The organism is Actinoplanes sp. ATCC 53533 (assembly GCF_003947245.1).
The window spans coordinates 1-26,571 of record NZ_QHHV01000078.1 but is presented as its reverse complement, the minus strand read 5'-3'; the positions used below and the strand labels follow the sequence as shown (position 1 = coordinate 26,571).

At 73.2% G+C, this 26,571-nt stretch carries 23 protein-coding genes; 13 read left to right on the top strand and 10 right to left on the bottom strand.

Annotation, left to right across the window (positions count from 1 at the left end; all coding sequences use genetic code 11):
* Positions 1-11: 11 nt before the first annotated feature.
* The 3 genes from DMB66_RS25460 to DMB66_RS25450 are packed head-to-tail and all read right to left on the bottom strand — an operon-like array spanning position 12 to position 3,108.
* The gene (locus DMB66_RS25460) at positions 12-1,175 is read right to left on the bottom strand and encodes a sulfotransferase (RefSeq protein WP_125806644.1); all 1,164 of its coding nucleotides are present in this window, start codon (positions 1,173-1,175) and stop codon (positions 12-14) included.
* A complete protein-coding gene (locus DMB66_RS25455; protein WP_199752624.1) occupies positions 1,172-1,945 on the bottom strand; it encodes an SDR family oxidoreductase in 774 nt (257 codons plus the stop codon). The genes DMB66_RS25460 and DMB66_RS25455 overlap by 4 nt, the downstream gene beginning before the upstream one ends.
* A gap of 5 nt (positions 1,946-1,950) precedes the next feature.
* A complete protein-coding gene (locus tag DMB66_RS25450; protein ID WP_125806642.1) occupies positions 1,951-3,108 on the bottom strand; it encodes a DUF1214 domain-containing protein in 1,158 nt (385 codons plus the stop codon).
* A 90-nt stretch (positions 3,109-3,198) separates the two neighbouring features.
* Here DMB66_RS25450 and DMB66_RS25445 point away from each other — a divergent pair, with 90 nt between their 5' ends.
* Entirely contained in the window at positions 3,199-4,251 is a 1,053-nt protein-coding gene (locus tag DMB66_RS25445) for an NAD(P)-dependent alcohol dehydrogenase (RefSeq protein WP_233624829.1), read from the top strand.
* Positions 4,252-4,351: 100 nt separating this feature from the next.
* Here DMB66_RS25445 and DMB66_RS25440 read toward each other — a convergent pair whose 3' ends face one another.
* Complete coding sequence (locus DMB66_RS25440) at positions 4,352-5,446, bottom strand: nitronate monooxygenase family protein (protein ID WP_125806641.1); 1,095 nt, start codon at positions 5,444-5,446, stop codon at positions 4,352-4,354.
* A complete protein-coding gene (locus tag DMB66_RS25435; protein ID WP_125806640.1) occupies positions 5,436-7,055 on the bottom strand; it encodes an acyl-CoA synthetase in 1,620 nt (539 codons plus the stop codon). Before DMB66_RS25435 ends, DMB66_RS25440 begins: the two co-directional genes overlap by 11 nt.
* Before the next feature lie 63 nt (positions 7,056-7,118).
* On the opposite strand from DMB66_RS25435, the gene DMB66_RS25430 reads away from it, so the two are divergent.
* From DMB66_RS25430 to DMB66_RS25410, 5 genes are all read left to right on the top strand, one after another.
* Entirely contained in the window at positions 7,119-7,919 is an 801-nt protein-coding gene (locus DMB66_RS25430; RefSeq protein WP_125806639.1) for a crotonase/enoyl-CoA hydratase family protein, read from the top strand.
* A gap of 91 nt (positions 7,920-8,010) precedes the next feature.
* Entirely contained in the window at positions 8,011-8,979 is a 969-nt protein-coding gene (locus tag DMB66_RS25425; protein WP_125806638.1) for a Zn-ribbon domain-containing OB-fold protein, read from the top strand.
* Entirely contained in the window at positions 8,976-10,046 is a 1,071-nt protein-coding gene (locus DMB66_RS25420) for a thiolase domain-containing protein (protein WP_125806637.1), read from the top strand. Before DMB66_RS25425 ends, DMB66_RS25420 begins: the two co-directional genes overlap by 4 nt.
* Positions 10,043-11,218, top strand: a complete 1,176-nt coding sequence (locus DMB66_RS25415; protein ID WP_125806636.1) for a thiolase domain-containing protein — start codon at positions 10,043-10,045, stop codon at positions 11,216-11,218. The genes DMB66_RS25420 and DMB66_RS25415 overlap by 4 nt, the downstream gene beginning before the upstream one ends.
* Before the next feature lie 7 nt (positions 11,219-11,225).
* Positions 11,226-12,866, top strand: coding sequence for a GMC oxidoreductase (locus DMB66_RS25410; protein ID WP_125806635.1), 1,641 nt, complete (start codon positions 11,226-11,228; stop codon positions 12,864-12,866).
* An 81-nt stretch (positions 12,867-12,947) separates the two neighbouring features.
* Here the strand turns inward: DMB66_RS25410 and DMB66_RS25405 are convergent, their stop codons facing one another.
* Complete coding sequence (locus tag DMB66_RS25405) at positions 12,948-14,138, bottom strand: hypothetical protein (RefSeq protein WP_125806634.1); 1,191 nt, start codon at positions 14,136-14,138, stop codon at positions 12,948-12,950.
* Between the two features lie 205 nt (positions 14,139-14,343).
* Positions 14,344-15,579 (bottom strand): cytochrome P450, encoded by a 1,236-nt coding sequence (locus DMB66_RS25400; protein WP_125806633.1) that lies wholly within the window; start codon positions 15,577-15,579, stop codon positions 14,344-14,346.
* Between the two features lie 114 nt (positions 15,580-15,693).
* Between DMB66_RS25400 and DMB66_RS25395 the strand changes: the two genes are divergently transcribed.
* Positions 15,694-16,857 (top strand): steroid 3-ketoacyl-CoA thiolase, encoded by a 1,164-nt coding sequence (locus DMB66_RS25395; RefSeq protein WP_125806632.1) that lies wholly within the window; start codon positions 15,694-15,696, stop codon positions 16,855-16,857.
* Positions 16,858-16,912: 55 nt separating this feature from the next.
* Positions 16,913-17,893, top strand: coding sequence for a DUF3068 domain-containing protein (locus DMB66_RS25390; RefSeq protein ID WP_125806631.1), 981 nt, complete (start codon positions 16,913-16,915; stop codon positions 17,891-17,893).
* Positions 17,894-17,897: 4 nt separating this feature from the next.
* On the opposite strand, the gene DMB66_RS25385 is transcribed toward DMB66_RS25390, so the two are convergent.
* Complete coding sequence (locus DMB66_RS25385; protein WP_125806630.1) at positions 17,898-18,680, bottom strand: SDR family oxidoreductase; 783 nt, start codon at positions 18,678-18,680, stop codon at positions 17,898-17,900.
* Positions 18,677-19,876 carry an acyl-CoA dehydrogenase family protein gene (locus tag DMB66_RS25380; RefSeq protein WP_125806629.1) on the bottom strand — a complete coding sequence of 400 codons (1,200 nt, stop codon included), beginning with the start codon at positions 19,874-19,876 and terminating at the stop codon, positions 18,677-18,679. The genes DMB66_RS25385 and DMB66_RS25380 overlap by 4 nt, the downstream gene beginning before the upstream one ends.
* Positions 19,877-19,933: 57 nt before the next feature.
* Between DMB66_RS25380 and DMB66_RS25375 the strand changes: the two genes are divergently transcribed.
* From DMB66_RS25375 to DMB66_RS25355, 5 genes are read left to right on the top strand one after another with little or no spacing between them, the layout of a single operon-like run.
* Positions 19,934-21,490, top strand: coding sequence for a FadD3 family acyl-CoA ligase (locus DMB66_RS25375; RefSeq protein WP_125806628.1), 1,557 nt, complete (start codon positions 19,934-19,936; stop codon positions 21,488-21,490).
* A complete protein-coding gene (locus DMB66_RS25370; protein WP_125806627.1) occupies positions 21,487-22,323 on the top strand; it encodes an enoyl-CoA hydratase in 837 nt (278 codons plus the stop codon). Before DMB66_RS25375 ends, DMB66_RS25370 begins: the two co-directional genes overlap by 4 nt.
* Positions 22,320-23,498, top strand: coding sequence for an acyl-CoA dehydrogenase family protein (locus tag DMB66_RS25365; RefSeq protein WP_125806626.1), 1,179 nt, complete (start codon positions 22,320-22,322; stop codon positions 23,496-23,498). The genes DMB66_RS25370 and DMB66_RS25365 overlap by 4 nt, the downstream gene beginning before the upstream one ends.
* A complete protein-coding gene (locus DMB66_RS25360; protein WP_125806625.1) occupies positions 23,495-24,670 on the top strand; it encodes an acyl-CoA dehydrogenase family protein in 1,176 nt (391 codons plus the stop codon). The genes DMB66_RS25365 and DMB66_RS25360 overlap by 4 nt, the downstream gene beginning before the upstream one ends.
* Before the next feature lie 2 nt (positions 24,671-24,672).
* The gene (locus DMB66_RS25355) at positions 24,673-25,749 is read left to right on the top strand and encodes an acyl-CoA dehydrogenase family protein (protein ID WP_125806624.1); all 1,077 of its coding nucleotides are present in this window, start codon (positions 24,673-24,675) and stop codon (positions 25,747-25,749) included.
* Between the two features lie 16 nt (positions 25,750-25,765).
* Here DMB66_RS25355 and DMB66_RS25350 read toward each other — a convergent pair whose 3' ends face one another.
* Positions 25,766-26,161, bottom strand: a complete 396-nt coding sequence (locus DMB66_RS25350) for a helix-turn-helix transcriptional regulator (protein WP_233624828.1) — start codon at positions 26,159-26,161, stop codon at positions 25,766-25,768.
* Between the last annotated feature and the right edge of the window lie 410 nt (positions 26,162-26,571).

Here is a 26,571-nt window from a genome sequence, read left to right as displayed (position 1 = left end):
CCGGCCGAGCTTCACCGGCCGTAGGCGGCCAGATAGTCGGCGAAGGCGTCGTCCACCTCGGCCGCGGTGAGCCCGAAGTCGGCCAGGTCATAGCGATGCGCGGGCCGGCGCGCCCCGGAAACGCTCGCCGCGTGCATCTCGGTCATCGCGGCCCGGGCGGTCGGGCCCAGCGGCGTGCCGAGCCGGTCGTAGATCGCCTCGACCGTGCCGATCGGGTCGGCCACGAAGTCCTCGTAGTCGACGTCGATGAAGTGCGCCGGGTCGTGCCGTGCCCGGTCGGCCATGAACTGCCGCACCCCCCGGGACCAGAGCTCGAGCTGGGCGCGTCCGAGGACCTCGCCGCGGTACAGCTCGGACCAGCCGGCGGCGGCCTGCGCGTTGAGGCTGCACACCGAGGCGATCGCCGCGCGCGGCGCGCGGCGCGTGTGCACGACCACGGCGTCCGGGTAGACCTCGAGCAGGGCGTCCAGCGCAAACAGATGACTGGGATTCTTCAGCACCCAGCGGCGGTCCTGGTCGGCCAGGCCGATCAGCTGGAGGTTGCGGCGGTGCCGCCGGTAGGCGGCGGTCCAGTCCCGCCCGGCCAGCCAGCGCGAGTAGCCCGGGACGTGGGCGGTGCACTCGAAGGAGACCGACATCATCGACTGGCACAGCAGCCGCCAGCACTCCTCCACCTGGTCGGCACCGAGATAGTGCACACCCATGAACTCGGGGTTGGCGTCGTGATGCTGCCGGTAGCCCTGCTGCAGCGCGGCGAAGACGGGATTGTCCGCCCAGGCCGCGCGCGGCGGCCGGGGCTGCGGCATCTCGGTCAGCCACAGCTCCAGCCCCTGATGCGCCGGGTCGGCGGTGAGCAGCCGGTGCAGCGCCGTGGTGCCGGTGCGGGGCAGGCCGGTCACGAAGACCGGGCGCGGCACCGCGACCTGAGCGTACTCCGGATGCTGTCGCCAGGCCGTCTCGCTGAGCAGCCGGGAGACCAGGGCGGAGCGCAACAGCTGCCGGGTCGCCTTGCTCCCGGCGGGGGTCAGGGCGCCTTCCTCCGCGTACGCGGACAGCAGCACCCGCAGCCCGTCGAGGTGGTCGGTGCCGCCGAAGTCGTCGAGTCCGGTGAGCCGGGTCGCCGAGGCCTGCAGATCCTCGACCGTACCCACATCGGTGCGGTCGGTCTGGGTCATCGGTGGAACTCCCCGCAGTTGACGTCCAGGCACTGCCCGGTGACGGCCCGGGCCAGGTCGGAGGCGAGGAACAGGACCGCGTCGGCCACCTCGTCGGGCTCCGGCAGCCGGCGCAGATCGGTGCCGGCCGCGATCTCGTCGTAGATCTGCTGAGCCGGCACGCCGCGCTCGGCCGCCTGGTATTCGAACCAGGCGCGCAGCGTGTCCGCCCAGATCCAGCCGGGCGCCACCGAGTTGACCCGGACGCCCTTCGGCCCCAGCTCGCTCGCCAGGTTCTGGGCCACCGCGAGCAGCGCCGCCTTGGCCACCTTGTACGGCCCGAACGGGCGCCGCGAGTGCCGCAGCACGGCCGAGTTGACGACCACGACCGAGCCGCCGGAGGCGATCAGCGCGGCGGTGAGCGCCCGGGTGGTGCGCAGCGCGGCGAGGACGTTGACGTCGAAGCTGTCGGTCAGGTCGGCCAGGTCGACCTTGCCGAGGCTGCGCATCGGCGGCATCACGAAGGCGTTGTGCACCAGCGCGTCGACCCGCCCGAACTCGGCCAGCGCCGCCTCGGCCAGCGCGCCGACGGCGGCGTCGTCGGTGAGGTCGGTGGGCACCGCCAGCGCCCGCCGGCCGGCCGCGGTCACCTTGCCGGCGATCTCGGCCAGGTATGACCCGGTGCGGGCGGCGAGCACCACGTCGGCGCCGGCGAGCGCGGCACGCACCGCGACGGCCTGCCCCAGCCCGGGCCCGACGCCGGCGACCACCACGACCTTGTCGGCCAGCACCGCGCTCACCCCAGCATCCGGGCCGCCGTCGCGGCCTGCCGGGCGGCGATCCGGTCCCGCCAGGCCGCCTTGTCGATCGGCTCGTGGTACGGCAACTGCTTGGGCAGGTCGTCCACCGCGACGATGTCCACCCGTGGCCCGTCCGCAGCGGACAGCTCCCGGGACAGCCGCTGCCAGCGCAGCTGCACGTAGCCCCGGCTGTGGCCGGTGCGCTCCAGCCAGTTGACCAGGCCCGGGTCGCGCTCGCTGATCACGTACCGGATCATGCCGTCCGGGTCGGTCCGCGCCTGGGCCGCGGTGAGGCTGGTCTGGTGGTTGATGTAGTCCAGCGAGACGTACCACATGCTGCCGAGCTGGATGCCCTGGTAGGGCGCGTCGGAGGCGGGGACGGTGACCACCATGGCCTGGTCGTCGGCGAGGTCGTAGTGTCCCACCGACGAATACTGGGTGGCCAGGCCGCCCGGGGTGGGGCGCGGCGTGGTGAGGGTGTTCACCGGCAGGCCGAGGTAGAACCGCTCGGCGAAGGCGAGGAAGGTGCGCAGCCGGCTGATCAGGATCTTGCCGGCCACGCCGTATCGCCTGGTGAGGGAGTCGAGGGTGGGCGGCGGCGGGGCGGCGCCGATCCGGTCGGCGCGCTGGATGCGCAGCATGCCGGGCTGCTCGGCGGCCCAGTCGCTGTAGACCTCGCGGACCACGAGCATGGCCGAGCGCGGGGCCAGCGGGACGGCGTTGCGGCCCGGGCCGTGCGGTCCGAAGGTGATCCGGAACGAGCCGTCGGCGTCGACGTCGATCGCCCGGTCGTCGAAAGCGGCCAGGCTGCCCGGGACCTCGACCGGCGAGTAGTCACCGTCGAGGATCTGGAAGCTCAGGTCGGCGGTGCTGCCACGCCGGCCGGTGACCACGTATTCGGCGTCGTCGCGCAGCCAGGCGTGGAAGTAGAGGGTGTCCGGGTTGTCCAGGCCCATCTTCGTGTACGGCCCGGTGGAGCGGACGAAGTAGGGGAAGTCCCGCTCGTACGCCCAGGCCATCTGGACCGAGGCCCGGATGCTGCCGGCCAGGTAGTCGTATCCCTCGACCAGGTCCTGCTCGCCGCGGCAGTGCGGCGCGTCCTTGATGACCCTTTCGGCTTCCCGGATTGCGTCCGCGAACGACTGAGTGAGCACGACAGAACACTAGAACACGTTCTAGCGGCTGGTCAACTTTCCCGTGTTGATCGTTGACTATCGACAAGAACCTGTTCCACTCTTGACGACGTGGCCGAGACACAGCGTGCGTACCGGATGATCGGGTGGGGCGAGGCCCCGCGAGCGGAGACCATGCCGGTGCCCGAGCCGGGCCCCGGGCAGATCCTGGTGCGGGTCGCCGGCTGCGGGCTGTGCCGCTCCGACCTGACCATGCGGCGGATGCCGCAGGCGGCCGGCGAGAGCCTGGGCTGGCGGATGCCCTTCACGCTGGGCCATGAGACCGCGGGCTGGGTCGCCGAGCTGGGCGCGGGCGTCACCGGCACGGCGGAGGGCGACCCGGTCGCGCTCGTCTCCCCCACGTCCTGCGGCACCTGCTGGTTCTGCGTCCGCGGCCTGGACAACAACTGCCCGCACGGGCTGGCCGGCCGCGGCTACGGCCTCGACGGCGGCCTCGCCGACTACGTGCTGGTGTCGGGCCGGCGCGGCCTGATCCCGCTCGGCGGGCTCGACCCGCGGCAGGCCGGCCCGCTCACCGACGCGGGCGCGACGGCCTACCACGCGGTGCGGCGCGCGCTGCCGCGCATCACCCCCGGCGGCACCGCCGTGGTGGTGGGCGCCGGCGGGCTGGGCGCGTTCGCCGTGCAGTTCCTGCGGGTCCTGACCACGGCCCGGGTGGTCGCCGTCGACCCGAGCTCCATCCGGCTGGCGTACGCGGCGTCGGTCGGCGCCCACGAGCAGATGTCCGGTGTGGACGAATCGACGACCGTCCGGCTCCGGGAGCTCACCGGCGGCACGGGAGCCGACGCCGTGCTGGACTTCGTCGGCACCGACGCCACCATCGCCGCGGGCCTGGCCGTGGTCCGGCCGGGCGGGGCGTACGGGCTGGTGGGCTCGTCCGGCGGCCGGTTGCAGGCGCCCTGGTTCGGCAAGCTGCCCCGCGACGGCGACGTCTACACCTTCCAGGGCTCGACCATCGCCGACGCGCAGGAGGTGATCGCCCTGGCCGGCGCCGGGTTGATCCGCAATCAGGTCGAGGAGTTCGACTTCGACGGCATCGAGGAGGCCTACGAGCGGCTGGCTTCCGGCATGCTCACCGGCCGGGCCGTGGTCGTCCTCGACTGAGCCGACCCGGCCCGGCTACGGCCCGGGCCCGGGCCCGGCTACGGCCCGGCTACGGCCCCGGCCCGGCTACGGCCCCGGCCCGGCTACGGCCCCGGCCCGGCTACGTGAGCTTGGCCAGGCGGGCCAGCGTCTCGTCGGCCTCGGCGACCAGCTGGGCCAGCACCTCGGCGACCGGGCGGACCTCGTTCATCCGGCCCACGATCTGCCCCACCGGCATCGGCACCACGCTCGGGTCGCCGGACTCCATCAACCGGGCGTGCGCCTCCGACACCAGCAGGTTCTGCAGCGGCATCGGCAGCGTCGGGGGCGCCTCCGGCTCGGTCCAGGCGTCGGTCCAGCGGTTCCGCAGCAGCCGCGCCGGCTTTCCGGAGTAGATCCGGCTGCGTACCGTGTCCGAGGAGCCGGCCCGCAGCAGTGCCTCGCGCAGTGCGGGGCCGCTCTGGTATTCCTCGGTGCCCAGCCAGACCGAGCCCATCCACACCCCGCGCGCGCCCAGCGCCAGCGCGGCGGCGATCTGCCGGCCGCTGCCGATCCCGCCGGCGGCGAGCACCGGGGTCTCGGCGCCGACCGCGTCGACGACCTCGGGGACCAGGACCATGCTGCCGATCTCGCCGGTGTGGCCGCCGGCCTCGTAGCCCTGCGCCACGACCAGGTCCACGCCGCTCGCCACGTGGCTGCGGGCGTGATCCGCCCGCCCGGCCAGCGCGGCGACCACCAGCCCGTGCCGGTGCGCCTGGTCGATCACGTCGGGCGGCGGCGGGCCGAGCGCGTTGGCGATCAGCCGGACCGGGTGGGTCAGCGCCACCTCGACGTGCGCGCGGGCCACCGAGTGCAGCCAGCCGAGCACGCCGTCCCGGCGCGACTCGTCGGTCGCCAGCGGCGGCACGCCGAGGCGCAGCAGGGTCCGCTCGACGAAGTCCCGGTGCCCGGGCGGGATCAACCGGTCCAGGTCGGCGGGGGCGCCCTCGGTGGGCACGTGGCTGGGCATCACGACGTCCACCCCGTACGGGCGGCCGCCGGTCTCCCGGTCGAGCCAGGACAGGACCGCGTCGAGCTCGTCGGCGTCGTTGAAGCGCACGCAGCCGAGCACGCCGAGCCCGCCGGCCCGGCTGATCGCCGCGACCACCTGCTCGGACGGGCTGAAGCCGACGATCGGGTGCTCGATTCCCAGCCGGTCGCAGAGGTCAGTTCGCATGGTGCACCGCCTCGGCGGGGTGACTCGCGGCGTACTCGTGCGCCCAGCGGTAGTCGGCCTTGCCGCTGATGGTCCGGGTGATGCCGTCCACCAGCCACATGGCGCGGGGCACCTTGTAGCCGGCGATCCGCTGGCGCACGTGCCCCTCGATCTCGCCGAGGTCAGGCCGGCGGTCCTCGCGGGGCTGGATCAGCGCGGCCACCCGCTGCCCGAGCCGCTCGTCGGGCAACCCGATGACCAGCGCGTCGAAGACGTCCGGATGGGACTTGAGCGCGCCCTCCACCTCCTCGGGGAAGACCTTCTCGCCCCCGCTGTTGACGCAGGTGTTGCCGCGGCCGAGCAGCGTGATGGTGCCGTCCGGTTCGAGCCGGGCCAGGTCGCCCGGCAGCGCGTAGCGCACGCCGTCCACCTCGGTCAGCAGCGCCGCGGTCTTCTCGGGATCCTTGAAGTAGCCGAGCGGCAGGTATCCGCCCTTGGCCAGCCGGCCGATCACCCCCGGCGGCGCCGGTCTGCCGTCGTCGCCGAGCACGACGGTGTTCGGCCCGGGCATCACCCGGGGGCCCTCCACCGCGCCGCCCTCGACGTCGGCCACCACGCCGATCCCGGTGAAGCCGGTCTCCGAGGCACCGATCGCATCGGTGATCATCGAGTTCGGGAAAAGCTCCATGTACTGCCGCTTGACCGACGGGGAGAACAGCGCCGCGCTCGACGAGATGAACGACAGCGATGAACCGTCGTAGGCGCCGGCCGCGAATGCCTCGATCATCGGCCGGGCCATGGCGTCGCCGATGAGAACCACCACGTTCACCCGGTGTCGCTCGATCACCCGCCACACCTCGTGCGGATCGAAGTGCGGCAGCATCACGACGGTGTCGCCGGCGAACAGCGCCATGAGCGCGGCCCACTGCGCGTTGCCGTGGATCAGCGGGGCCAGGCAGAGCCGCACCATGGGGCCCATCTCGTGGCCGCGCTTGGACTGGGCCCACTCGTCCTCCAGCGGCACGCCGGACAGGAAGTCGACGCCGCCGCCGAGCACCCGCCAGACGTCCTCGTGCCGCCAGAGGACGCCCTTCGGATATCCGGTGGTGCCGCCGGTGTAGAGCAGGTAGATGTCGTCGCCCGACCGCTCGCCGAAGTCACGCCCGGCGTCACCGGCGGCCAGGGCGTCCGCCCAGGCCACCCCGCCGTAGCCGGAGATGTCGGCGGCCGAGTCGTCGGCCACGGCCACGGCGGTGTGCAGGCGCGGGGCGCCCGGCAGCACCGCGCCGACCCGGGGCGCGTAGCAGCGGTCGTGGATCAGCGCCACGATCTCCGAGTCGTCGAACAGATATTGCAACTCGTTCTCGACGTACCGGTAGTTGATGTTGACGAGCACCGCACGCAGCTTGTACACGGCGATCATGGCCACCATGGCCTCGATCGAGTTGCCCGCGTAGAGCCCGATGTGGGCACCCTTGCCAAGTCCGCGATCACGCAGGAAGTGGGCCAGACGGTTGGCGCTGGACTCCAGCTCGGCATAGCTGATCGCGCGCTCGCCGCATGCCACCGCGACCCGGTCCGGAAAGGCGTCGACAGCATGTTCGAACAGGTCCGCAATATTGGCCGCCATCATCCGAAAGTAGAACCTGTTATCGTTCGAAGCAAGAGCTGACCCGGCATCGAAGGAGACCGCGTGGAAACCGACTTCCCGGCCCCGCACGCGCTCGTCGAGCAGCGCGGACCCGTCCTCATCGTGACGATGAACCGGCCGCGGGTGCGCAACGCGCTGTCCGCCGAGATGCTCGCCATCCTGCGCGACGCCTGGGACAGGGTGGACCGCGATCCGGAGATCCGGGCCTGCGTGCTCACCGGCGCCGGCGGCGCGTTCTGCGCCGGGGCCGACCTCAAGGCGATGACCACCTCCCACCCCGGCGACGGGTTCCGCAACGGCGGCGTCGACCTGTCCCGGATCGACGCGCTGCTCAAGGGGCGGCGGCTGACCAAACCCCTGGTGGCCGCCGTCGAGGGGCCGGCCATCGCCGGCGGCACCGAGATCCTGCAGGCCACCGACGTACGGGTGGCCGGCGAGAGCGCCCGGTTCGGCGTCTCCGAGGCGCGCTGGGGGCTCTTCCCGCTGGGCGGATCGGCGGTCCGGCTGCCCCGCCAGATCCCGTACACGATCGCGGCCGACATCCTGCTCACCGGCCGCCACCTGTCGGCCGCCGAGGCCAAGGAGGTCGGCCTGATCGGCCACGTCGTGCCGGACGGGCAGGCCCTGACGAAGGCGCTGGAGCTGGCCACGGCGATCGCCCGCAACGGGCCGCTGGCCGTGCAGGCCATCCTGCGCACCATCCGGGAAACCGAGGGGATGCCCGAGGAGGAGGCGTTCACCGTGGAAGCCAAGATCGGCATGCGGGTCTTCGCCAGCGAGGACGCCAAGGAGGGCCCCCGCGCCTTCACCGAGAAGCGGCCCCCGGTCTTCCACGGCCGCTGACCCTCGCCGCCCTATAACGCGTTCCACTGCGATAAATGCAGGTTGGCAGCGGTCTTGCCGGGCAATGTTGTAACGTGTTTCACTAACCATCGTGGACACCGCTCCGGCGCACCCGCTCTCCGCCCCGATGACCATCGGGTTCGACTACACCCGCTCGCTCGGCCCCGTCCTGGGCCGGTTCATGGCCGGCCTGCGCGACCGGCGCGTCCTGGGCGGCCGGACCTCGGACGGCCGGATCCACGTGCCCCCGCTGGAATACGACCCGGTGACCCACGCCCCGGTCGTCGAGCTGGTGGAGGTCGCCGCCACCGGCACCGTGGTCAGCTGGACCTGGACCGAACGGCCGCTGGAGGGCCAGCCGCTGACCCGCCCGTTCGGTTGGGCGCTGGTCCGGCTCGACGGCGCGGACACCGCGCTGCTGCACGCCGTCGACGCCGGCGAGCGCGGCCGGATGCACACCGGGATGCGGGTCCGGGTCCGCTGGTCCGTGGAGCCGGTCGGCCACATCCGGGACATCGCCTGCTTCGAGCCCGCCGACGGCCCGGATCCGGAGCCACCCCCGCCGGGCCTCGCGCCGGAAGGGCTGGTGACCATGATGACCACCCCGATCCGGCTGCACTACCGGCACACCACCTCGGCCGAGGAGGACCGCTACCTGCGGGCGCTGGCCGAGGGACGGCTGATCGGGCAGCGCTGCCCGGTCTGCCGCAAGGTCTACGTGCCGCCGCGGGTCTGCCCCGCCGACGGCGTGCCGCCGGAGGAGGTCGTGACGCTGCCCGACCGGGGCACCGTCACCACGTTCTGCGTGGTCAACGTGCCGTTCGCCGGCCAGCGGCTGGACCCGCCGTACGTCGTCGCGCAGGTCCTGCTCGACGGCGCCGACATCCCGATGTCGCACCTGATCCTGGGCCTCCCGGCCGAGCAGGTGCGGATGGGCATGCGGGTGGCCGCCGTCTGGCGGGACCGGGCCGAGTGGTCCACCACCCCGGAGAACATCGCGCACTTCCGGCCCACCGGCGAGCCGGACGCCCCCTACGACACCTACGCGGAGCACTTGTGACACAACATGCGGACGATGCCGTCGCGGTGGTGGGCTTCGCCCAGTCGCCCTGCTCTCCCGGGGCCGGGACCACCAGCGGGGTGGAGACCCTGGTCCCGGTCTTCCGGGCGGCGCTGGCCGATGCCGGGCTGGCCCGCCGCGACATCGACTTCTGGTGCTCGGGCTCGTCGGACTACCTGGCCGGGCGGGCCTTCTCGTTCGTCAACGCGATCGACGCGATCGGTGCCTGCCCGCCGATCAGCGAGTCGCACGTGGAGATGGACGCGGCGTGGGCGCTGTACGAGGCGTACGTCAAGATCCTGGCCGGCGAGGCGGAGACCGCGCTGGTGTACGGCTTCGGCAAGTCCTCGGCCGGTGAGCTGCGCCGGGTGCTGGCGCTGCAGCTCGACCCGTACGTTGCCGCGCCGCTGTGGCCCGACTCGGTGAGCGTGGCCGCCCTGCAGGCCCGCGTCGCCCTGGAGGCCGGCATGTTCAGCGAGCGGGACATGGCCGAGGTGGCCGCGCGCAGCCGGGCCGACGCGACCGGGAATCCGTACGCGCAGGTGTCCGGCCGCACCACCGCCGAGGAGCTGCTCGCCGGGCCGTACCGGGCCGACCCGCTGCGCTCGCACGACTGCCCGCCGGTCTCCGACGGCGCCGCCGCGGTCGTGCTGGCCGCCGGCCACCGCGCCCGCCGGCACCGCGACCGGCCGGCCTGGATCACCGGCCTGGCCCACCGGATCGACCCGCAAGGCCTGGGCGAGCGCGACCTGACGGCGGTGCCGTCGGCGACCGCCGCGGCCGCCGACGCGGGACTCGACGGCGATCTCGACGTGGCCGAGCTGCACGCCCCGTTCACCCACCAGGAGCTGCTGCTGCGGGCGGCGCTCGGCCTGCCGGAGCCGGTGCGGATCAACCCGTCCGGCGGCGCGCTCTGCGGCAACCCGATGTTCTCCGCCGGGCTGTCCCGGATCGGCGCCGCCGCCGAGCAGATCATGTCCGGACGGGCCCGGCGGGCGGCCGGGCACGCCACGAGCGGGCCGGCCCTGCAGCAGAACCTGGTCTGCGTCCTGGCGGCCACCCCATGACCGGGGCGCGGCGGGCCGCCGTACTGGGCACCGGGCAGACGCACCACCGCACCCGGCGCACCGACGTGTCGATGGCCGGGCTGTGCCGGGAGGCGATCGACCGGGCGCTGGCCGACGCGGGCACCGACTGGTCGCAGATCGACGCCGTGGTGCTGGGCAAGGCGCCGGACCTGTTCGAGGGCGTGATGATGCCGGAGCTGTTCCTGGCCGACTCCATCGGCGCGGCCGGTCTGCCGCTGCTGCGGGTGCACACCGCCGGCTCGGTGGGCGGCGCCACCGCCATCGTGGCGACCAGCCTGGTCCGGGCCGGCGTGCACCGGCGGGTGCTCGCGGTCGCCTTCGAGAAGCAGTCCGAGTCCAACGCCATGTGGGCGCTGTCGATCCAGCCGCCGTTCAGCGCGCCGATCGGGGCCGGTGCCGGGGGCTACTTCGCCCCGCACATCCGCTCCTACATCCGGCGGTTCAACGTTCCGGAGCACATCGGCGCGCTGGTGGCGGTCAAGGACCGGCGCAACGGGGCCCTGAACCCGTACGCCCACCTGCGCCAGGGCGGCATCACGCTGGACTCGGTGCGGTCCTCGCCGATGCTGTGGGACCCGGTCCGCTACGACGAGACCTGCCCCTCCTCCGACGGCGCCTGCGCGGTGGTGATCGGCGACCAGGCGGCGGCCGAGTCCGGCGACCGGCAGGTGGCCTGGATCCGGGCCACGGCCATGCGCACCGAGCCCACCTCGTTCGCCGGCAAGGACCACGTCAACCCGCGGGCCGGGGCCGAGGCGGCCGGCGCGCTGTGGCGATCGGCCGGCATCACCGACCCGCTGGACGAGGTCGACGTGGCCGAGCTGTACGTGCCGTTCTCCTGGTTCGAGCCGATGTGGCTGGAGAACCTCGGCTTCGCCGGGCCGGGGGACGGCTGGAAGCTCACCGAGTCGGGCGAGACCCGGATCGGCGGCCGGCTGCCGGTCAACCCGTCCGGCGGGGTGCTCTGCTCCAACCCGATCGGCGCCTCGGGCCTGCTGCGCTTCGCCGAGTCGGCGATGCAGGTGATGGGCCGGGCCGGCGAACACCAGGTGTCCGGGGCGCGCACGGCGCTCGGTCACGCGTACGGCGGGGGATCCCAGTTCTTCTCCATGTGGGTGGTCGGTAGCGAGCCGGACCGCCCGGCGAAATGAGGCAGCCATGAAGGACAACTCGATCAGCCGCCGGCAGGTGCTGCGGATCAGTGCGCTGGGCGCGGGGGCGGCCGTCACGTACGGCATCCTGGGATCGGAGGGCGCGCTGGCCGCGTACGGCGCGGTGCCCGCCCTGGCCGGCAAGACCGCCGTGGTGATCGGCAGCGGCTTCGGCGGCGCCGTGGCGGCGTACCGGCTCGCCCAGGCCGGGGTGACCACGACCGTGCTGGAGCGGGGCCGGCGCTGGGTGGTGGACGGCTCGGGCACCACGTTCTGCACCATCAGCAAGCCGGACTGGCGGTGTGCCTGGTTCGCCGACCACCCGCCGCTGGGCCTGGACGTCACCGCGACGATCGAGCGCCGGGCCGGGCTGATCGCCAAGCATCAGGGCGACGGCATCACGGTCATGAGCGGGGCCGGGGTCGGCGGCGGCTCGCTGGTCATCGGGATGTTCCTGCCGCAGCCGCGCCGGGCCGACTGGGCCAAGGTCTATCCGGCCGACCTGCCGTACGACCAGATGGACAGCGTCTACTGGCCGCGGGCCCGGCAGAACCTGGGCGCCGGCACCATCCCGGCCGACGTGCAGAGCGCTGCGGGCTATGCCGGGGCGCGAGCCTGGACGCAGTACGTCGCCGAGTTCGGCAAGACCGCCGTGCCGGTGCCGTTCGGCGTCGACTGGAACGTGATCCGCGACGAACTCGCCGGGCGGGCGGTGCCCTGCCACACCATCGGTGAGGGCCCGTTCGGCAGCAACTCCGGCGCCAAGAACAGCGTCGACCGCAACTATCTGAAGTGGGCCGAGGCCACCGGCAACGTGCGGACCCTGCCGCTGCACGAGGTCACCGAGGTGCGCGAGGTGTCCGGCCAGGAGAAGTTCGAGGTCGCCTGCCGGCAGATCGACGAGTACGGCACGGTGCTGGCCACCAAGGTGTTCGCCTGCGACTACCTGTTCCTGGCGGCCGGCTCGCTCGGCAGCACCTCGCTGCTGCTGACCTCCCGGGTGCGCGGCAAGCTGCCCCGGCTGGCCAGCACCGAGGTGGGCAAGGGCTGGGCGAACAACGGCGACTTCCTGACCGCCCGGCTCAACCTCCGCAAACAGGTCGGGTTCGCCCAGGGCGGGCCGGGCAACATCAAGTTCTACGACGACGCCAACCCGTACGCGCCGGCCGCGATGGCCTGGGAGTCCGCGCCGATCCCGAGCTGGCTGACCCCCACCACCGCGCACCTGGTGACCGCCCTGTCCGCCGAACGCGGCGAGATCCGGTACGACCCGGCCTCCGGCGCCGGCAAGGTGTACTGGCCGTACGCCGAGATGGAGACCTCCTCGGACAAGGCCGGGCGTGATCTGGTGACCCGGCTGTGGTGGCAGACCGAGGGCCGGCACGGCTACCTGCTCAACGGCCTGCCCAGCTACGACCGCAACACCGGCATGGGCCTCGGCTCGCGCAACACCTACCACCCGCTGGGCGGCCTGGTGATGGGCAAGGCCACCGACTTCGGCGGCAAGGTCGCCGGCTACCCGAACCTGTACTGCGTGGACGGCGCGCTGCTGCCCGGCTCGACCTGCCTGGCGAACCCGTCGCTGACCATCACGGCCAACGCCGAGCGCTGCATGGACCGCTTCATCGCCGAGCACGCCGCCGCCTAGGTTCTGTCGCGATCGTCCACCGCGGCAGCGGCGGGTGCCTCGGCCGGGCGGGACCAGCCGAGGCCGGTCCCGCCCGATCCGTCACGCCGGGACGAGGCGGTAGGTGCCGGAACCGTCCGGCTTGCCGCCCTCGGACTGCTGGAGTTTGACGCCGGGGGCCAACTCGTTCTGGCTGAGCATGCCACCGCGGTAGGCGAGCTGGATCCCGACCAGGTTGGATCCCGGCACGTCGCGGTAGATGTAGAGCTTCTGCCGCAGCGGCACCGCCTCGCAGGTGCCCCAGTCGATCGCGGCGCCCTCGGTGGCCGTGGCGCCCGGTGCCGCCCCGAGGCAGGCGTTCCACGTCTTGCTCACCAGAACCGACGGCTGCATGCCGGTGGCGTCGGCCGGGCCGTGGCATACCGTCCAAAGCGCCTCTCCGAAGCGGGTGGGACTCGTCCACCAGAACATGTAGGGCGTGTCGTCCGCGATCATGTACATCCCGTTGGTGCTTTGCACGTAGTAGTAGCCGGGGTCGCACGCGTACCCCGGCGGCACCGCGGCGGTCGCCGGGCTGCCGGCCGCCGGCTTCGCGGGCTTGACGTCGTCCGCGGCGCGCGCCGCCCGCGCCGCCCGCTGCGCGGCCTCGCCGGCGCAACCCAGCTCGATCTGGGCGACCCGCATGATCGAATTCGCGGGTACGGTGTCCTCGCAGCGAACCACCCCCTCCTGCTCACGTCCCCAGGTGGTGTAGGTGCCCGCCGCCCGACGGTTCCACTCGGTGACCCACCGACCGTCCTCCTTCTGCACGCGGTGGCACTGCAGGGCGTTCATCTGGCCGGAGACCTTGTGCATGCCGGAGTACACGGCGTAGTAGCCGGGCTGGTTGAAGTTCCAGGTCAGCGTCCGCTGCTCGGTGGTGGTCGTCATGGTCGTCTTGGTCAGCGCGAATTTGGCGTTGACCTCCAGCTTGGTCAGAAACGGGATGCCGAAGTTGAAGCCGGTGGAGATGGACGTCTCGTTCATCACCTGGACGGTGAGTTGCTGCTGGTAGGTCATCTGCACGGAGTGCGTGCCGGTGGAGCCGGCGGTCACGAAGAATCCCTTGAAGTGCGTGATGACCGGGGCGATCTCCATCGTGTTCGCCCAGCCCTGGCGGCGGCCCAGGTCGGCGGAGTCACACGGCGCTCCCGGCGCCGCCTCGGTCACCGCGGACGCCGGGCCGGCCGGCACGACCACCGCCGCCAGGGCGAGCGCGAGCGAGGTGCCGAAGGTGATCAATGCACGTTTCATTGCTCTCCTCGTACGAGTGAGTCGAATGCGTCGCGATGCCGTCCGAACCGGCGGACTCTGGCCCGCGCCGGACGCCTTCATCGACGATTGTGTATCTCACAATGAGGAGCGGTCCATGCCGCACTGGTGCGGCATGGACCGGGGACCGGCCCGCATGAAATTCTGTGGGCGTGGACCGCAAGCCGGACAGTGGAGGTGGATGGGCTCAGCGGTAGCGGACCGGCAGGTGCTTGATGCCGTTGATCCAGCCGGAGCGCAGCCGCTGCGGCGAGCCGGCCAGGCTGATGTCGGGCATGTGGTCGGCGATCGCGTTGAAGATGAGGTCGATCTCCAGGCGGGCCAGGTTGGCGCCCAGGCAGAAGTGCGCGCCGCTGCCGCCGAAGCCGAGGTGCGGATTCGGGCTGCGGGTGATGTCGAACCGCAGCGGGTCGGTGAAGACTTCCTCGTCGAAGTTCGCCGAGCCGTAGAACATCGCCACCCGCTGGCCGGCCTGGATCGGCTGGCCGCCGAGGACGGTGTCCCGCTGCGCGGTGCGCTGGAAGACGTTCACCGGGGTGCCCCACCGGACCATCTCGTCCACCGCGGTGCGCGGGCGCTCGGCCTTGAACAGCTCCCACTGCTCGGGGTTCTCCAGCAGGGCCAGCATGCCGTGCGAGATCGCGCCGCGGGTGGTCTCGTTGCCCGCCACGGCCAGCATGAGCACGAAGAACCCGAACTCGTCGGTGGACAGGTGCTCGCCGTCGATCTCCGCCTTCACCAGCGTGGTCACGATGTCGTCGCGCGGGCAGGACTGCCGGTCCTCGGCCATCTTCATGGCGTAGCCGAGCAGCTCCATCGCGGGCTCCATCGGGTCCGCGCCGCTGCTGCGGTATTCCGGGTCGTCGTAGCCGATCATGGCGTTCGACCACTCGAAGACGTTGCGCCGGTCCTCCTGGGCGACGCCGAGCAGCTCGGCGATGGCCTGCAGGGGCAGCTCGCAGGCGATCTCGGTGACGAAGTCGCCCACCTCGGCGCCGCCGGCCTCCCGGACGATCCGCTCGGCGCGGTCGGTCAGCGCCGAGCGCAGGCTGTTGATCGCGCGCGGGGTGAAGCCCTTGGACACGATGGACCGCTGCTTGGTGTGCTGCGGCGGGTCCATGTTGAGCAGCACGAACCGCTGCATCTCGATCCGCTCGCGCGGCATGTCCGCCTGGAACCGGACGATCGCGGTGTTCTCCCAGCTGGAGAACGTCTCGCTGTCGCGCGACACGGCCATCACGTCGGCGTGCTTGGTCACCGCCCAGTAGCCCTCGTCGTCGAAGCCCGCGCTCCCCCGGGCCTGCGGGACCCAGCACACCGGTGCGGAGCGCCGCGCCTCGGCGAACTCGGCCTGCGGGATCCCATGGACGTAGATCTCCGGATCGGTGAAGTCGAAACCCTCGGGGATGCGGGGCTCAGCCACGGCTCCTCCTACAGCAACAGGTTCTACTGATTCAAGCACGCAAGCATCCCCCACGGTATGCCTCTTGTGCTTTGATATGGAAACACGTTCTACTTTTGCAACGAGGAGGCCGCCGTGGGGGTTCCGGTGATCGTGGATGCCGTCCGCACGCCGATCGGCCGGCGCGGCGGCTGGCTGGCCGGGCTGCACGCCGCGGAGTTGCTCGGCACCGCCCAGCGCGCGCTGATCGACCGCACCGGCCTCGACCCGGCCCTCGTCGAGCAGGCGATCGGCGGCTGCGTCACGCAGGGCGGCGAGCAGTCCAACAACATCACCCGGACGGCCTGGCTGCACGCCGGGCTGCCGCACACCACCGGCTGCCTCACCATCGACGCCCAGTGCGGCTCGGCGCAGCACGCCGCCCATCTGGTCGCGGGCCTCATCGCGGCCGACGCCGTCCAGGCCGGCGTCGCGTGCGGGGTCGAGTCGATGAGCCGCGTACCGCTGCGGGCCAACCTCGGCACCGACGCCGGCCTGCCCCGGCCCGAGTCGTGGCGGATCGACCTGCCCAACCAGTACGTGGCCGCCGAGCGGATCGCGGACCGGCGCGGCCTGACCCGCGCCGAACTGGACCTGTTCGGCGTGCGCTCGCAGCAGAACGCCGCCCGCGCCTGGTCCGAGGGACGCTTCGCCCGCGAGGTGACGCCGGTCGAGGCTCCCGTGCTGGACGCGGACGGCCGGCCCACCGGCCAGACCCGCACCGTCGACCGCGACCAGGGCCTGCGGGAGACCACGATCGAGGGGCTGGCCCGGCTGCGCCCGGTCCTTCCGGACGGCCGGCACACCGCGGGCACGTCCTCGCAGATCTCCGACGGCGCCGCCGCGGTGCTGCTGATGGATGCCGACCGGGCGCGCGGGCTGGGATTGCGGCCACGCGCCCGGATCCTCGCCCAGTGCCTGATCGGCGCCGAGCCCTACTACCACCTGGACGGCCCGATCGCCGCCACCGACCGGGTGCTGACCCGGGCCGGCATGAAGATCGACGACGTCGACCTGTTCGAGGCGAACGAGGCGTTCGCCAGCGTCGTGCTGTCCTGGCTGGGCGTGCACGGCGCCGACCCGGCACGGGTCAACGTCAACGGCGGCGCGATCGCGCTGGGGCACCCGGTCGGCAGCACCGGATCCCGGCTCATCGCCACCGCGCTGCACGAGTTGGAACGCTCGGACCACACCACCGCGCTCATCACCATGTGCGCGGGCGGCGCGATGTCCACGGCGAGCATCATCGAACGTCTCTGAGGCCGGCCCCCGGTCCGACCCCGCACGCACATCAGTCGAAAGTGGAGGTACGAAGATGAAACGCATCCTCGGGCTGATTCTCGGCCTCGCCGGCCTGCTGTGCCTGGTCGCGGCGGCCGTGCTCGTACTCGCGACCCCGCAGTTCATTCGCCTTCCCGACCAGGGCGATCTGCCCACCGCCGTACTGGAGGCGCCCGGGGCGACCGTCATGCAACCCGGCGCGGGCTCCTCGCAGGCCGCCAAGGGGGATCTGCGCATCACCACCCGGATGCGGGCGGACGGCAAGACCGACGACGGCGCGGTGATCTGGAACGCGTCCCAGGAGACCGTGCTGTCCGGCGCCGCCACGCCGTTGAGCGTCATGCAGGGCAGGATCGCGCTCGACGCCCGCTCGGGGGCCGGGGTGCAGTGGAGCGGGGAGTGTCTGGCCGACCAGCCGGCCCCGTGCCAGCCGGGCAACGTGCGGTATTCCGGCCAGTTGTACGCGTTCCCGTTCGGCACCGAGAAGAAGACGTACAAGTTCTTCGACACCACCGTGCGTGCGGCGCTGCCGATCGACTACCGCGGCACCGACACCGTCAAGGGGCTGCGCACCTACCGCTTCGAGCAGTCGATCCCGGCACAGCAGTGGAACCTGGATCCCCAGACGCTCGCCGCCCTGGAAGCGTCGCTGCCGCAGGAGGCCAAGTTCGTGGCGCAACTGGCGTCGATGCGCTATCAGAGCAGCCGGACGGTGTGGGTCGAGCCGGTGACCGGAAGCATCGTCGACTATCGCGAGCACGTCCAGCGCGAGATCGTGATGCCGTTCAACCAGCCGTCCATCCCGGTGCTGGACGCCACCTTCCAGTACACCGAGCAGACCCGGACCGAGATCGCGGCCGAGGCCTCCGACGGCATAGCCGCCATCAAGGTTCTGCGGTCGCAGCTGCCGGTCGGGCTCACCGTGGTGGGTGGCGTCCTCCTCCTGGCCGGGCTGCTGCTCCTGCTGCTGTCCCGCCGCTCCCGCGGCAAGGCCGCCGTCGTGAGCGGAGACTGACGGCTCAGGGATGCTGGTTGCTCACGGAGATCACCTCGCCAGTGAGGTACGAGGAGTAGTCGCTGGCCAGGAACACGACCACCGTCGCCACCTCCCACGGCTCGGCGGCCCGGCCGAACGCCTCGCGGGCGGCCAGGCCGGCCAGCTCGTCCTCGCTGACGACCTTGCTCAGGAAGGGATGGGCCGCGAGGCTCGGCGCCACCGCGTTCACCCGGATGCCGTGCGCCGCCACCTCCAGGGCGGCGCACCGGGTGAAGGCCATCACGCCGGCCTTCGCCGCCGCGTAGTGCGCCTGGCCCGCCTGGGCCCGCCAGCCCAGCACCGAGGCGTTGTTCACCACCGCCCCGCCGCCGCCCTGCGCGATCAGCTGGCGCAGGGCCGCCCGGGTGCAGCGGAACGTCCCGGTCAGCGTGACGTCCAGGACGCGCGCCCACTCGTCGTCCGCCATCTCGGTCACGGGCTTGTTCCCGCCGAGCCCGGCGTTGTTCACCATCACGTCGACGCGCCCGCAGCGGTCGGCGGCGCCGGCGATGAGCGCCGCCACGGCGGCCTCGTCGGTCACGTCGCACGGCACCGCCCACACCCGGCCCGGATACGCGGCGGCCAGCCGGTCGCGCGCCTCGCCCAGCCGGCGCTCGTGGCTGTCGCTCAGCACCACCCGCGCGCCCTCCTGCAGGCACCGCAGCGCGACGGCCGAACCGATACCGGTGCCGGCGGCGGCCGTGACCACGACGGACTTGCCGGCCAGCAGGCCGTGCCCGGCCGGGGGCCGGGGTGCGGTGCTCACCGGCGATCCTGGCGGGGCAGCCCGAGCACCCGTTCGGCCACGATGCCCCGCTGGATCTCGTTGGAGCCGCCGTAGATGGTGTCGGCCCGGCTGAACAGGAAGAGCCGCCGCCAGCGCTCGACGTCCTCGTCGCCGGGGGCGAGCTCCGCCGCCGCGCCGGCCGGGCCGAGCACGTCCATGGCGAGCTCGCCGAGCCCCTGCCGCCAGCGTGTCCAGAGCAGCTTGATCACCGACGCGGTCGCCGGCGGCGGCTCCGGCGCGGCGAGGACCCGCAGAGTGTGTGCGCGCAGCACGGACAGGTCGATCCAGGCCCGGGTCAGCCTGGCGCGCAGGAGCGGGTCGGCGATCGCCCCGGTGCGGCGGGCCAGCGCGACGAGGTCGTCCAGGTCGCGCTGGAAGCCGATCTGCTGGCCGACCGTGGCCGCGCCGCGCTCGAAGGCGAGCGTGGCCATCGCCACCCGCCAGCCCTGCCCGGGCTCGCCGACCACCAGGTCGCGCTCGGTGCGGGCGTCGTCGAAGAAGACCTCGTTGAACTCGCTGTCGCCGGTGAGCTGGCGGATCGGGCGCACCGTGACGCCGGGCTGGCGCATCGGCACGAGCAGATAGGACAACCCGGCATGGCGAGAGCCGCCGGCGGGCACCGGCGCGGTGCGGGCCAGCACGAAGCACCAGTCCGCCACGTGGGCGAGCGAGGTCCACACCTTCTGGCCGGTGATCACCCACTGGTCGTCGTCGAGCCGGGCCCGGGTCGTCACGCCGGCGAGGTCCGAGCCGGCGCCGGGCTCGGAATAGCCCTGGCACCACAGCTCGTCGGCCGCGGCGAGGCGCGGCAGGAACCGGCGGCGCTGCTGCGGCGTGCCCAGAGCCATGAGCGTCGGGCCGACCATGGTGGTGCCGATGTGGTCGACCCGGCTGGGTGCGCCGGAGCGGGCGTACTCCTCATGAAAGATGACCTGGCGGGCCAGCGACTCGCCCCGCCCGCCGTGCTCCACCGGCCAGGCCAGGCAGGTCCAGCCGGCGGCGGCCAGCCGCCGGGTGAAGGCAAGGCGTTGCGGGAACGCCTCGTTCTCCCGGCCGGGCCCGCCGGCGCCGCGCAACTCGTCGGTCAGGTTGGCGTCCAGCCACTCGCGGACCTCTCGCCGGAACTCCTCGTCACCGTCCACTGGCGCCACCTTCCGCCCGACGCGTAAGCTCACCCTACCAAGCACTTGCTTGGTTCACCATCCGCTCGAGACAGACATCGGGAGGCCACGGTGGGATCGACCATCCCGGCCGCCGTGGCACACGCGGCGCGGGCATACGGGACGGCCACGGCGCTGGTGGATCCGGGCGCGGGCCGATGGAGCTTCACCGAGCTGCACGAGCAGGTCCGCACGGTGGCCCGGGCGCTGATCGCCGAGGGCCTGCGCCCGGGCGACCGGCTCGCCATCTGGGCGCCGAACACCTGCGAGTGGGTGCTGGCGGCGCTGGGCGCGAGCTGCGCGGGCGCCACGCTGGTCCCGGTCAACACCCGGTTCACCGGGGTCGAGGCGCTGGAGGTCATCGCCCGCAGCCAGGCCCGCGGCCTCGTCGTGGCCGGCCCGTTCCTCGGCGTGGATCGGCTCGCCGCGCTGCGCGAAGCCGCCGGGCGGGCCGGCGTGCCGCTCCCCCGCCTGGTCATCCGGGTGCCGGCCGGCTCCCCCGCCGAGCCGGACGATGCCGTGCTCGACTGGCCCGACCTGCTGCGCCGGGCCGGCGACGTGCCGGCCGGCGAGGCCGACGCCCGGGCCGCGGCGGTCGACCCCGAGGACGTCAGCGACATCCTGTTCACCTCGGGCACCACCGGGCGCAGCAAGGGCGCGATGAGCGCCCACCGCCAGGCGCTGGCCGTGGCGCGGGCGTGGGCCGAGATCGGCGGGCTCGGCCCCGGCGACGGCTACCTGGTGATCAACCCGTTCTTCAACAGCTTCGGGCTCAAGGCCGGCCTGCTGTCCTGTCTGGTCAGTGGCGCCACCATCGTGCCGCAGGCGGTCTTCGACCCGGCGCGGGCGATGGCGCTCGTCGCCGCCGAGCGCATCACCGTGCTGCCCGGCCCGCCGACCCTCTACACCAGCCTGCTCGATCACCCCGACCGCTCCGGGCACGACCTGTCGTCGCTGCGCCTCGCGGTGACCGGGGCCGCCACCGTGCCGCCCGTGCTGATCGAGCGGATGCAGGCCGAGCTGGGGATGGAGACGGTGCTCACGGCGTACGGACTGACCGAGGCGGTGGTGGCGACCATGTGCCGGCCGGGCGACGACGCGCTGACCGTGGCGCACACCTGCGGGCGGGCCGCGGCCGGCTTCGAGGTGTGCATCGGCGAGCCGGCGGGCGAGGTGCTGCTGCGCGGCCCCAACGTCATGCTCGGCTACCTGGACGATCCGGCCGCCACCGCCGCGGCCGTGGACGCCGACGGCTGGCTGCACACCGGCGACGTCGGGCGCCTGGACGAGCGCGGCTACCTGAGCATCACCGACCGGCTCAAGGACATGTTCATCTGCGGCGGCTTCAACGTCTACCCGGCCGAGGTGGAGCGGGCCCTCGCCGGGCTGCCGGCGGTGTCCGAGTCGGCGGTCATCGGGGTGCCCGACCCGCGGCTCGGGGAGGTCGGCAAGGCGTACGTCGTGCCGCGCCCCGGACACACGTTGTCCGATGCCGAGGTGATCGGGTTCTGCCGGGGCCGGCTGGCGAACTACAAGGTCCCCCGGTCGGTGGAGATACGGCCGGAACTGCCGCACAACGCCTCCGGCAAGGTCCTCAAGTACCTGCTACGAGACGAGGTGGCGCGATGACCGACGTGGTGACCTACGAGCGCCGGGGGCGGGCCGCCCTGGTGACCATGAACCGGCCCCGATACCGCAACGCGCAGAACTCGGCGATGACCTACGCGCTGGACGAAGCGTTCACCCGGGCCGTCGACGACAACGAGGTCGCCGTGATCGTGCTGGCCGGTGCCGGGGACCACTTCTCGGCCGGCCACGACATCGGCACCCCGGAACGCGACGCCGACACCTCGTTCCCCCGGCAGGCGGTGATGTGGTGGGACCACACCGACAAAGCCGGCGCCGACCGCCGCTACGCCCGGGAGATGGAGGTCTATCTCGGGATGTGCCGGCGGTGGCGGGAGATGCCCAAGCCGGCCGTCGCCATGGTGCAGGGCGCCTGCATCGCCGGCGGGCTCATGCTGGCCTGGGTGTGCGACCTGATCGTGGCCGCCGAGGACGCGTTCTTCGCCGATCCGGTGCTGCGGATGGGCATCCCCGGCGTCGAATACTTCGCGCACCCGTGGGCGCTCGGCCCCCGGTTCGCCCGCGAGGTGCTGTTCACCGGCGAGCGCTTCGACGCCCGCCGGGCGTACGAGGTGGGCATGGTCAACCGGGTGGTCCCCCGCGCCGAGCTGGAATCGGCGACCTTCGCGCTCGCTGAGCGGATCGCCACCATGCCGGCGTTCGGGCTGGCCCTCGCCAAGCGGGCGGTGAACCAGTGCGAGGACCAGATGGGCCTGCGCGCGGGCATGGACGCCGTCTTCGGCCTGCACCACGTGGCGCACGCGCACAACGTGGAGGTCAGCGAGAACCCGCTGGCCGGGATGGACCCGGCCGCCATGAAGCGGGCCGCGTCGTGAACCTCGACCTGGACGCCGCCGCCCTCGCCTTCCGCGCCGAGGTCCGGGACTGGCTCGCGGCCAACGTCCCCGCCGAGCGACTGCCCAGTGTGGACACCCCGGCGGGCGACGCGGCGCACCGGGCCTGGGAGCGCCGTCTCGCGGGCGCCGGCCTGGCGGTGGTGTCCTGGCCCGCCGAGTACGGCGGGCGGGCCGTCCCGCCGCTGCACGCGCTGCTGTTCGAGGAGGAATACCACGCCGCCGGGGCGCCCGCCCGGATCGGCCAGAACGGCCTGTTCCTGCTCGCGCCGACGCTGCTCGCGCACGGCACGGCCGAGCAGCGCGACCGGATCCTGCCGCCGATGGCACGCGCCGACGAGGTGTGGGCGCAGGCCTGGTCCGAGCCGGAGGCGGGCAGCGACCTCGCCGCGATCCGGTCCGCCGCCCGGCGCACCACCGGCGGCTGGCTGCTGTCCGGGCAGAAGACGTGGAGCTCGCGGGCGGTCGTCGCCGACCGCGCGTTCGGGCTGTTCCGCACGGATCCGGACGCCGAACGGCACCGCGGCCTCACCTACCTGATGTTCGACCTGCGCGCCGCCGGGGTGACCGTGCGCCCGATCCGGCAGCTCGACGGCGACCCCGGCTTCGCGGAGATCTTCCTCGACGACGTGTTCGTCCCCGACGCGGACGTGATCGGCGCGGCCGGCGACGGATGGCGGATGGCGATGAGCACCGCCGGCCACGAACGCGGGCTGACCCTGCGCAGCCCGGGACGGTTCCTGGCGGCCGCGCAACGGCTGGTCACGCTCTGGCGAACGGCCGGGGACCCCGCGGACACCGGCCTACGGGACCGGGTCGCGGACGCCTGGATCGGCGCTCAGGCGTACCGGATGCACGCCTTCGCCTCGCTCGACGCCCAGCCGGCGCCGTTCGCCGCGAGCGCCACCAAGCTGTTCTGGTCCGAGCTGGATCTCGCCCTGCACGAGACCGCGCTGGAGGTGCTCGGCGCCGGCGCCGAGACCGACCCGGCCTGGACCGACGGATACCTGTTCGCGCTGGCCGGCCCGATCTACGCGGGCACCAACGAGATCCAGCGCGACATCCTCGCCCAGCGCGTGCTCGGCCTGCCCCGCGAGCGCACCGTCAGCCCGCCCCGCGAACGCGACCTCAACCCGTCCCGCGAGCACGACCGATGAGGCTCACACCGTCGCCGGAGCAGGCCGGGTTCAGGGCCACCCTGCACGACCTGCTGACCGCGGCCGACGTCCCGTCCGCGGCGGCGCGCTGGGCGGACGGGGACACCACGCCGGGCCGGGCGATCTGGTCACGGCTGGCCGCCGCCGGGGTGACCGGCCTGATCGTGCCGGAGCGGTGGGGCGGCGCCGGGGCCGGAGCCGCCGACCTGGTCATCGCCTGCGAGGAGCTCGGCCACCACGCGCTGCCCGGGCCGGTGGCCGAGTCCATCGCCGCCGTGCCGGCCCTGCTCGCCGCACTGGCCGATGACGGCCCCGAGGACGACCGGGCGGCCGACAAATGGCTGCCCGAACTGGCCGCCGGCCGAATCATCGCAACGCTCGCGGCACCGCCGTGGCTGCCCCGCGCCGCCGACGCGGACGCCACCGATCTCGTCCTGCTCGCCGAGCCGGGGGTGGTGAGACTCGCCCGAACCGGCGCGGTGCACGCCTCGATGGACCCCACCCGGCGGCTGGCCGAGGTGTCGGCCGCCGGCACGCTCGCGGCCGGCCCCGCGACCCGGACAGCCGTCGCACACGCGCTGAACCTCGGTGCGCTCGCCTGCGCGGCGCAACTGCTCGGCGCGGGCCATGCGCTGCTGGAGGCCGCGGTCGCGCACGCGAAGACGCGGTCCCAATTCGGCCGGCCGGTCGGCTCCTTCCAGGCGCTCCAGCACCGGCTCGCCGACGTGGCGGTCGGCCTGGAATTCGCCCGGCCACTGCTATACGCGGCCGCAACCGCCATCTCCGCTACACCAGGCGCCGCATCCGGCGCCACACCCGGAGACGCACCCGGCGCCGCATCCAGAGACGCACCCGGCGCCCCATTTGGTGGCGCACCCGGCGCCGCATCCAGAGACGCACCCGGCGCCCCATTTGGTGGCGCAGCTGGCCCCGCACCTAGTGGCGCCGCCGCGTCGGCTGGTAGCGCAGCGCGGGACGTCTCGGCCGCGAAGGTCGCCTGCGGGGAGGCCGCGCACCGGGCCGCCCGCGCGGCCCTGCAGGTGCACGGCGCCATCGGCTACACCCGGGAGCACGGGCTCGGCCGGTGGCTGACGAAGGTCCGGGTGCTGACGCTGGCATGGGGCACCCCGGCACAACACCGGGCCCGGGTGATGGCGGAGCTGACGAGGTGAACATGGAGCGAAGCGAAGAACTCCGGGCGCTGCGTGACGCGGTTCGCGGGCTGCTGTCCGGCTATCCCACCCGGACGGCGGCCGAGTCGCCAGCCGGCTATGACACCGGCGGGTGGGCCCGACTCTGCAAGGAGATCGGCGTCGCCGGCCTCGCGATCCCCGAACCGTACGGCGGCGCCGGCGCGACCCTGCGAGAAACCTGCGTCGTGCTGGAGGAACTGGGCCGGTCGCTGACCCCCACGCCGATGCTCGGCTGTGCCGTGCTCGCCGGGCAGGCCCTGCTCCTCGGCGGCGACGCGGACGCGTGCGCCCGACTGCTGCCCGGCATCTGCGCCGGCGAGCGGATCGTCGCGCTCGCCTGGACCCCGGCCACCGGCGGCTGGGACCCGGACGAACCGGCCTGCGCGGCCACGGCGGACGGTCGGCTCACCGGCGAGGCCCACTACGTACTGGACGCGGAGGCCGCGGACACCCTGCTGATCGCCGCCCGCGACGATGACGGACCGGCGCTCTACGAGCTGGCGGCCGACGCGCCGGGCGTGACTCGCCGCGCGGCGAGCTCCCTCGATCTGACCCGGCGGTTGGGCGTGGTCCAGCTCGACGACGCGCCGGGCCGCCGCCTGGACGGCGGCTCACCCCTGTCCGCCCTCCGCGACGTGGCCTGCGTCGCGCTGAGCGCCGAGCAGATCGGCGCCGCGTCCCGGGCCCTGGAGCTGACCGTCGAGTACGCGAAGACCAGGGTCCAATTCGGCCGCCCGATCGGATCCTTCCAGGCCCTGCAACACCGGCTGGCCGAGGCACACGTACGGCTGGAGGCCGCCCGTTCCGCGTCGCACGCCGCCACCGAGGCGCTGGTCGCCGGCGACCCCGACGCCTGGGCCCGAGCGGCCGTGGCGAAGGTGTACTGCACGGAGACGCTGCAGGCGCTGGCCGCCGAGATGGTCCAGATCCACGGCGGAATAGCCATCACCTGGGAGCACGACGCCCACCTCTACCTGCGCCGCGCCCACGGCTCGGCCCAGCTCTTCGGCGCGCCCGGCACGCACCTCGACCGCCTGACCGCCGCACTGCCCGACTGACCCTCGCCCATGCCCATCAATAGGGCGGCGGTGGCGGCACCCCTCGATATTTCGCCACCCGAACCTCCCACTGGCTGCGCCGACGCTGCCGCTCACGCAGCAGTGGTGACCGGTGGAACGTCTCCGGCGGGTGCGCGAGCCCGTAAATGTCGGCCCACCACTCCCCCGGCTCCGGATCCAGGATCGTGTCAAGATGGCTCGGATAGCGGCGGTCCGCCCCGTCGAGGGTCTTGTCCCAGACCTCCATCGGCAGCACCACCCGGCCGTCCGGATCCGCGACCACCAGATACAGCCCCGCCGCGCCCAGCAACCGGCTGAGAAGATCCACGCTGGGCACCAGCACACCGGCCTCGACCTTGCCGACGGTCCCCGACGAGGTCTTCGCGAAACGGGCCATCTGCCGCTGGCTCATATCGGACATCCGCCGCGCCCGACGCACCAACCCGGCGATCGGATACTGCAACAACGGCCGCGACACGCTCGACATACCGAACAGCCTGCCAACGAACGCCGACATCGAACAACCCCGAACCCACCCGTTGTGGATAACCCAAACCGCGGCCGCCGAAGGCCCGCGCGACCTCCACCGACCACCGCAGCACCAGCCCTCACACCCACCACCTCACAGCATCCCCAGCCCCCCAACCGGCCGACCCGCTGCCGCTACGGCCTCGAAGTCCCACCCCCACCCCCACCCCCAGCCCTCGGCGCCCAGCCCCTGGCGCCCAGCCCCTGGCGCCCAGCCCCTGGCGCCCAGCCCCTGGCGCCCAGCCCCTCGGCGCCCAGCCCTCAGCGCCCAGCCCTCAGCGCCCAGCCCTCAGC

Excerpts from the sequence above, each read along its gene's own strand:
- DMB66_RS25460 (WP_125806644.1), bottom strand. The coding sequence starts at position 1,175 with ATGACCCAGACCGACCGCACCGATGTGGGTACGGTCGAGGATCTGCAG.
- DMB66_RS25440 (WP_125806641.1), bottom strand. The coding sequence starts at position 5,446 with ATGCGAACTGACCTCTGCGACCGGCTGGGAATCGAGCACCCGATCGTC.
- DMB66_RS25435 (WP_125806640.1), bottom strand. The coding sequence starts at position 7,055 with ATGGCGGCCAATATTGCGGACCTGTTCGAACATGCTGTCGACGCCTTT.
- DMB66_RS25415 (WP_125806636.1), top strand. The coding sequence starts at position 10,043 with ATGACCGGGGCGCGGCGGGCCGCCGTACTGGGCACCGGGCAGACGCAC.
- DMB66_RS25410 (WP_125806635.1), top strand. The coding sequence starts at position 11,226 with ATGAAGGACAACTCGATCAGCCGCCGGCAGGTGCTGCGGATCAGTGCG.
- DMB66_RS25405 (WP_125806634.1), bottom strand. The coding sequence starts at position 14,138 with ATGAAACGTGCATTGATCACCTTCGGCACCTCGCTCGCGCTCGCCCTG.
- DMB66_RS25390 (WP_125806631.1), top strand. The coding sequence starts at position 16,913 with ATGAAACGCATCCTCGGGCTGATTCTCGGCCTCGCCGGCCTGCTGTGC.
- DMB66_RS25370 (WP_125806627.1), top strand. The coding sequence starts at position 21,487 with ATGACCGACGTGGTGACCTACGAGCGCCGGGGGCGGGCCGCCCTGGTG.
- DMB66_RS25360 (WP_125806625.1), top strand. The coding sequence starts at position 23,495 with ATGAGGCTCACACCGTCGCCGGAGCAGGCCGGGTTCAGGGCCACCCTG.
- DMB66_RS25355 (WP_125806624.1), top strand. The coding sequence starts at position 24,673 with ATGGAGCGAAGCGAAGAACTCCGGGCGCTGCGTGACGCGGTTCGCGGG.
- DMB66_RS25350 (WP_233624828.1), bottom strand. The coding sequence starts at position 26,161 with ATGAGCCAGCGGCAGATGGCCCGTTTCGCGAAGACCTCGTCGGGGACC.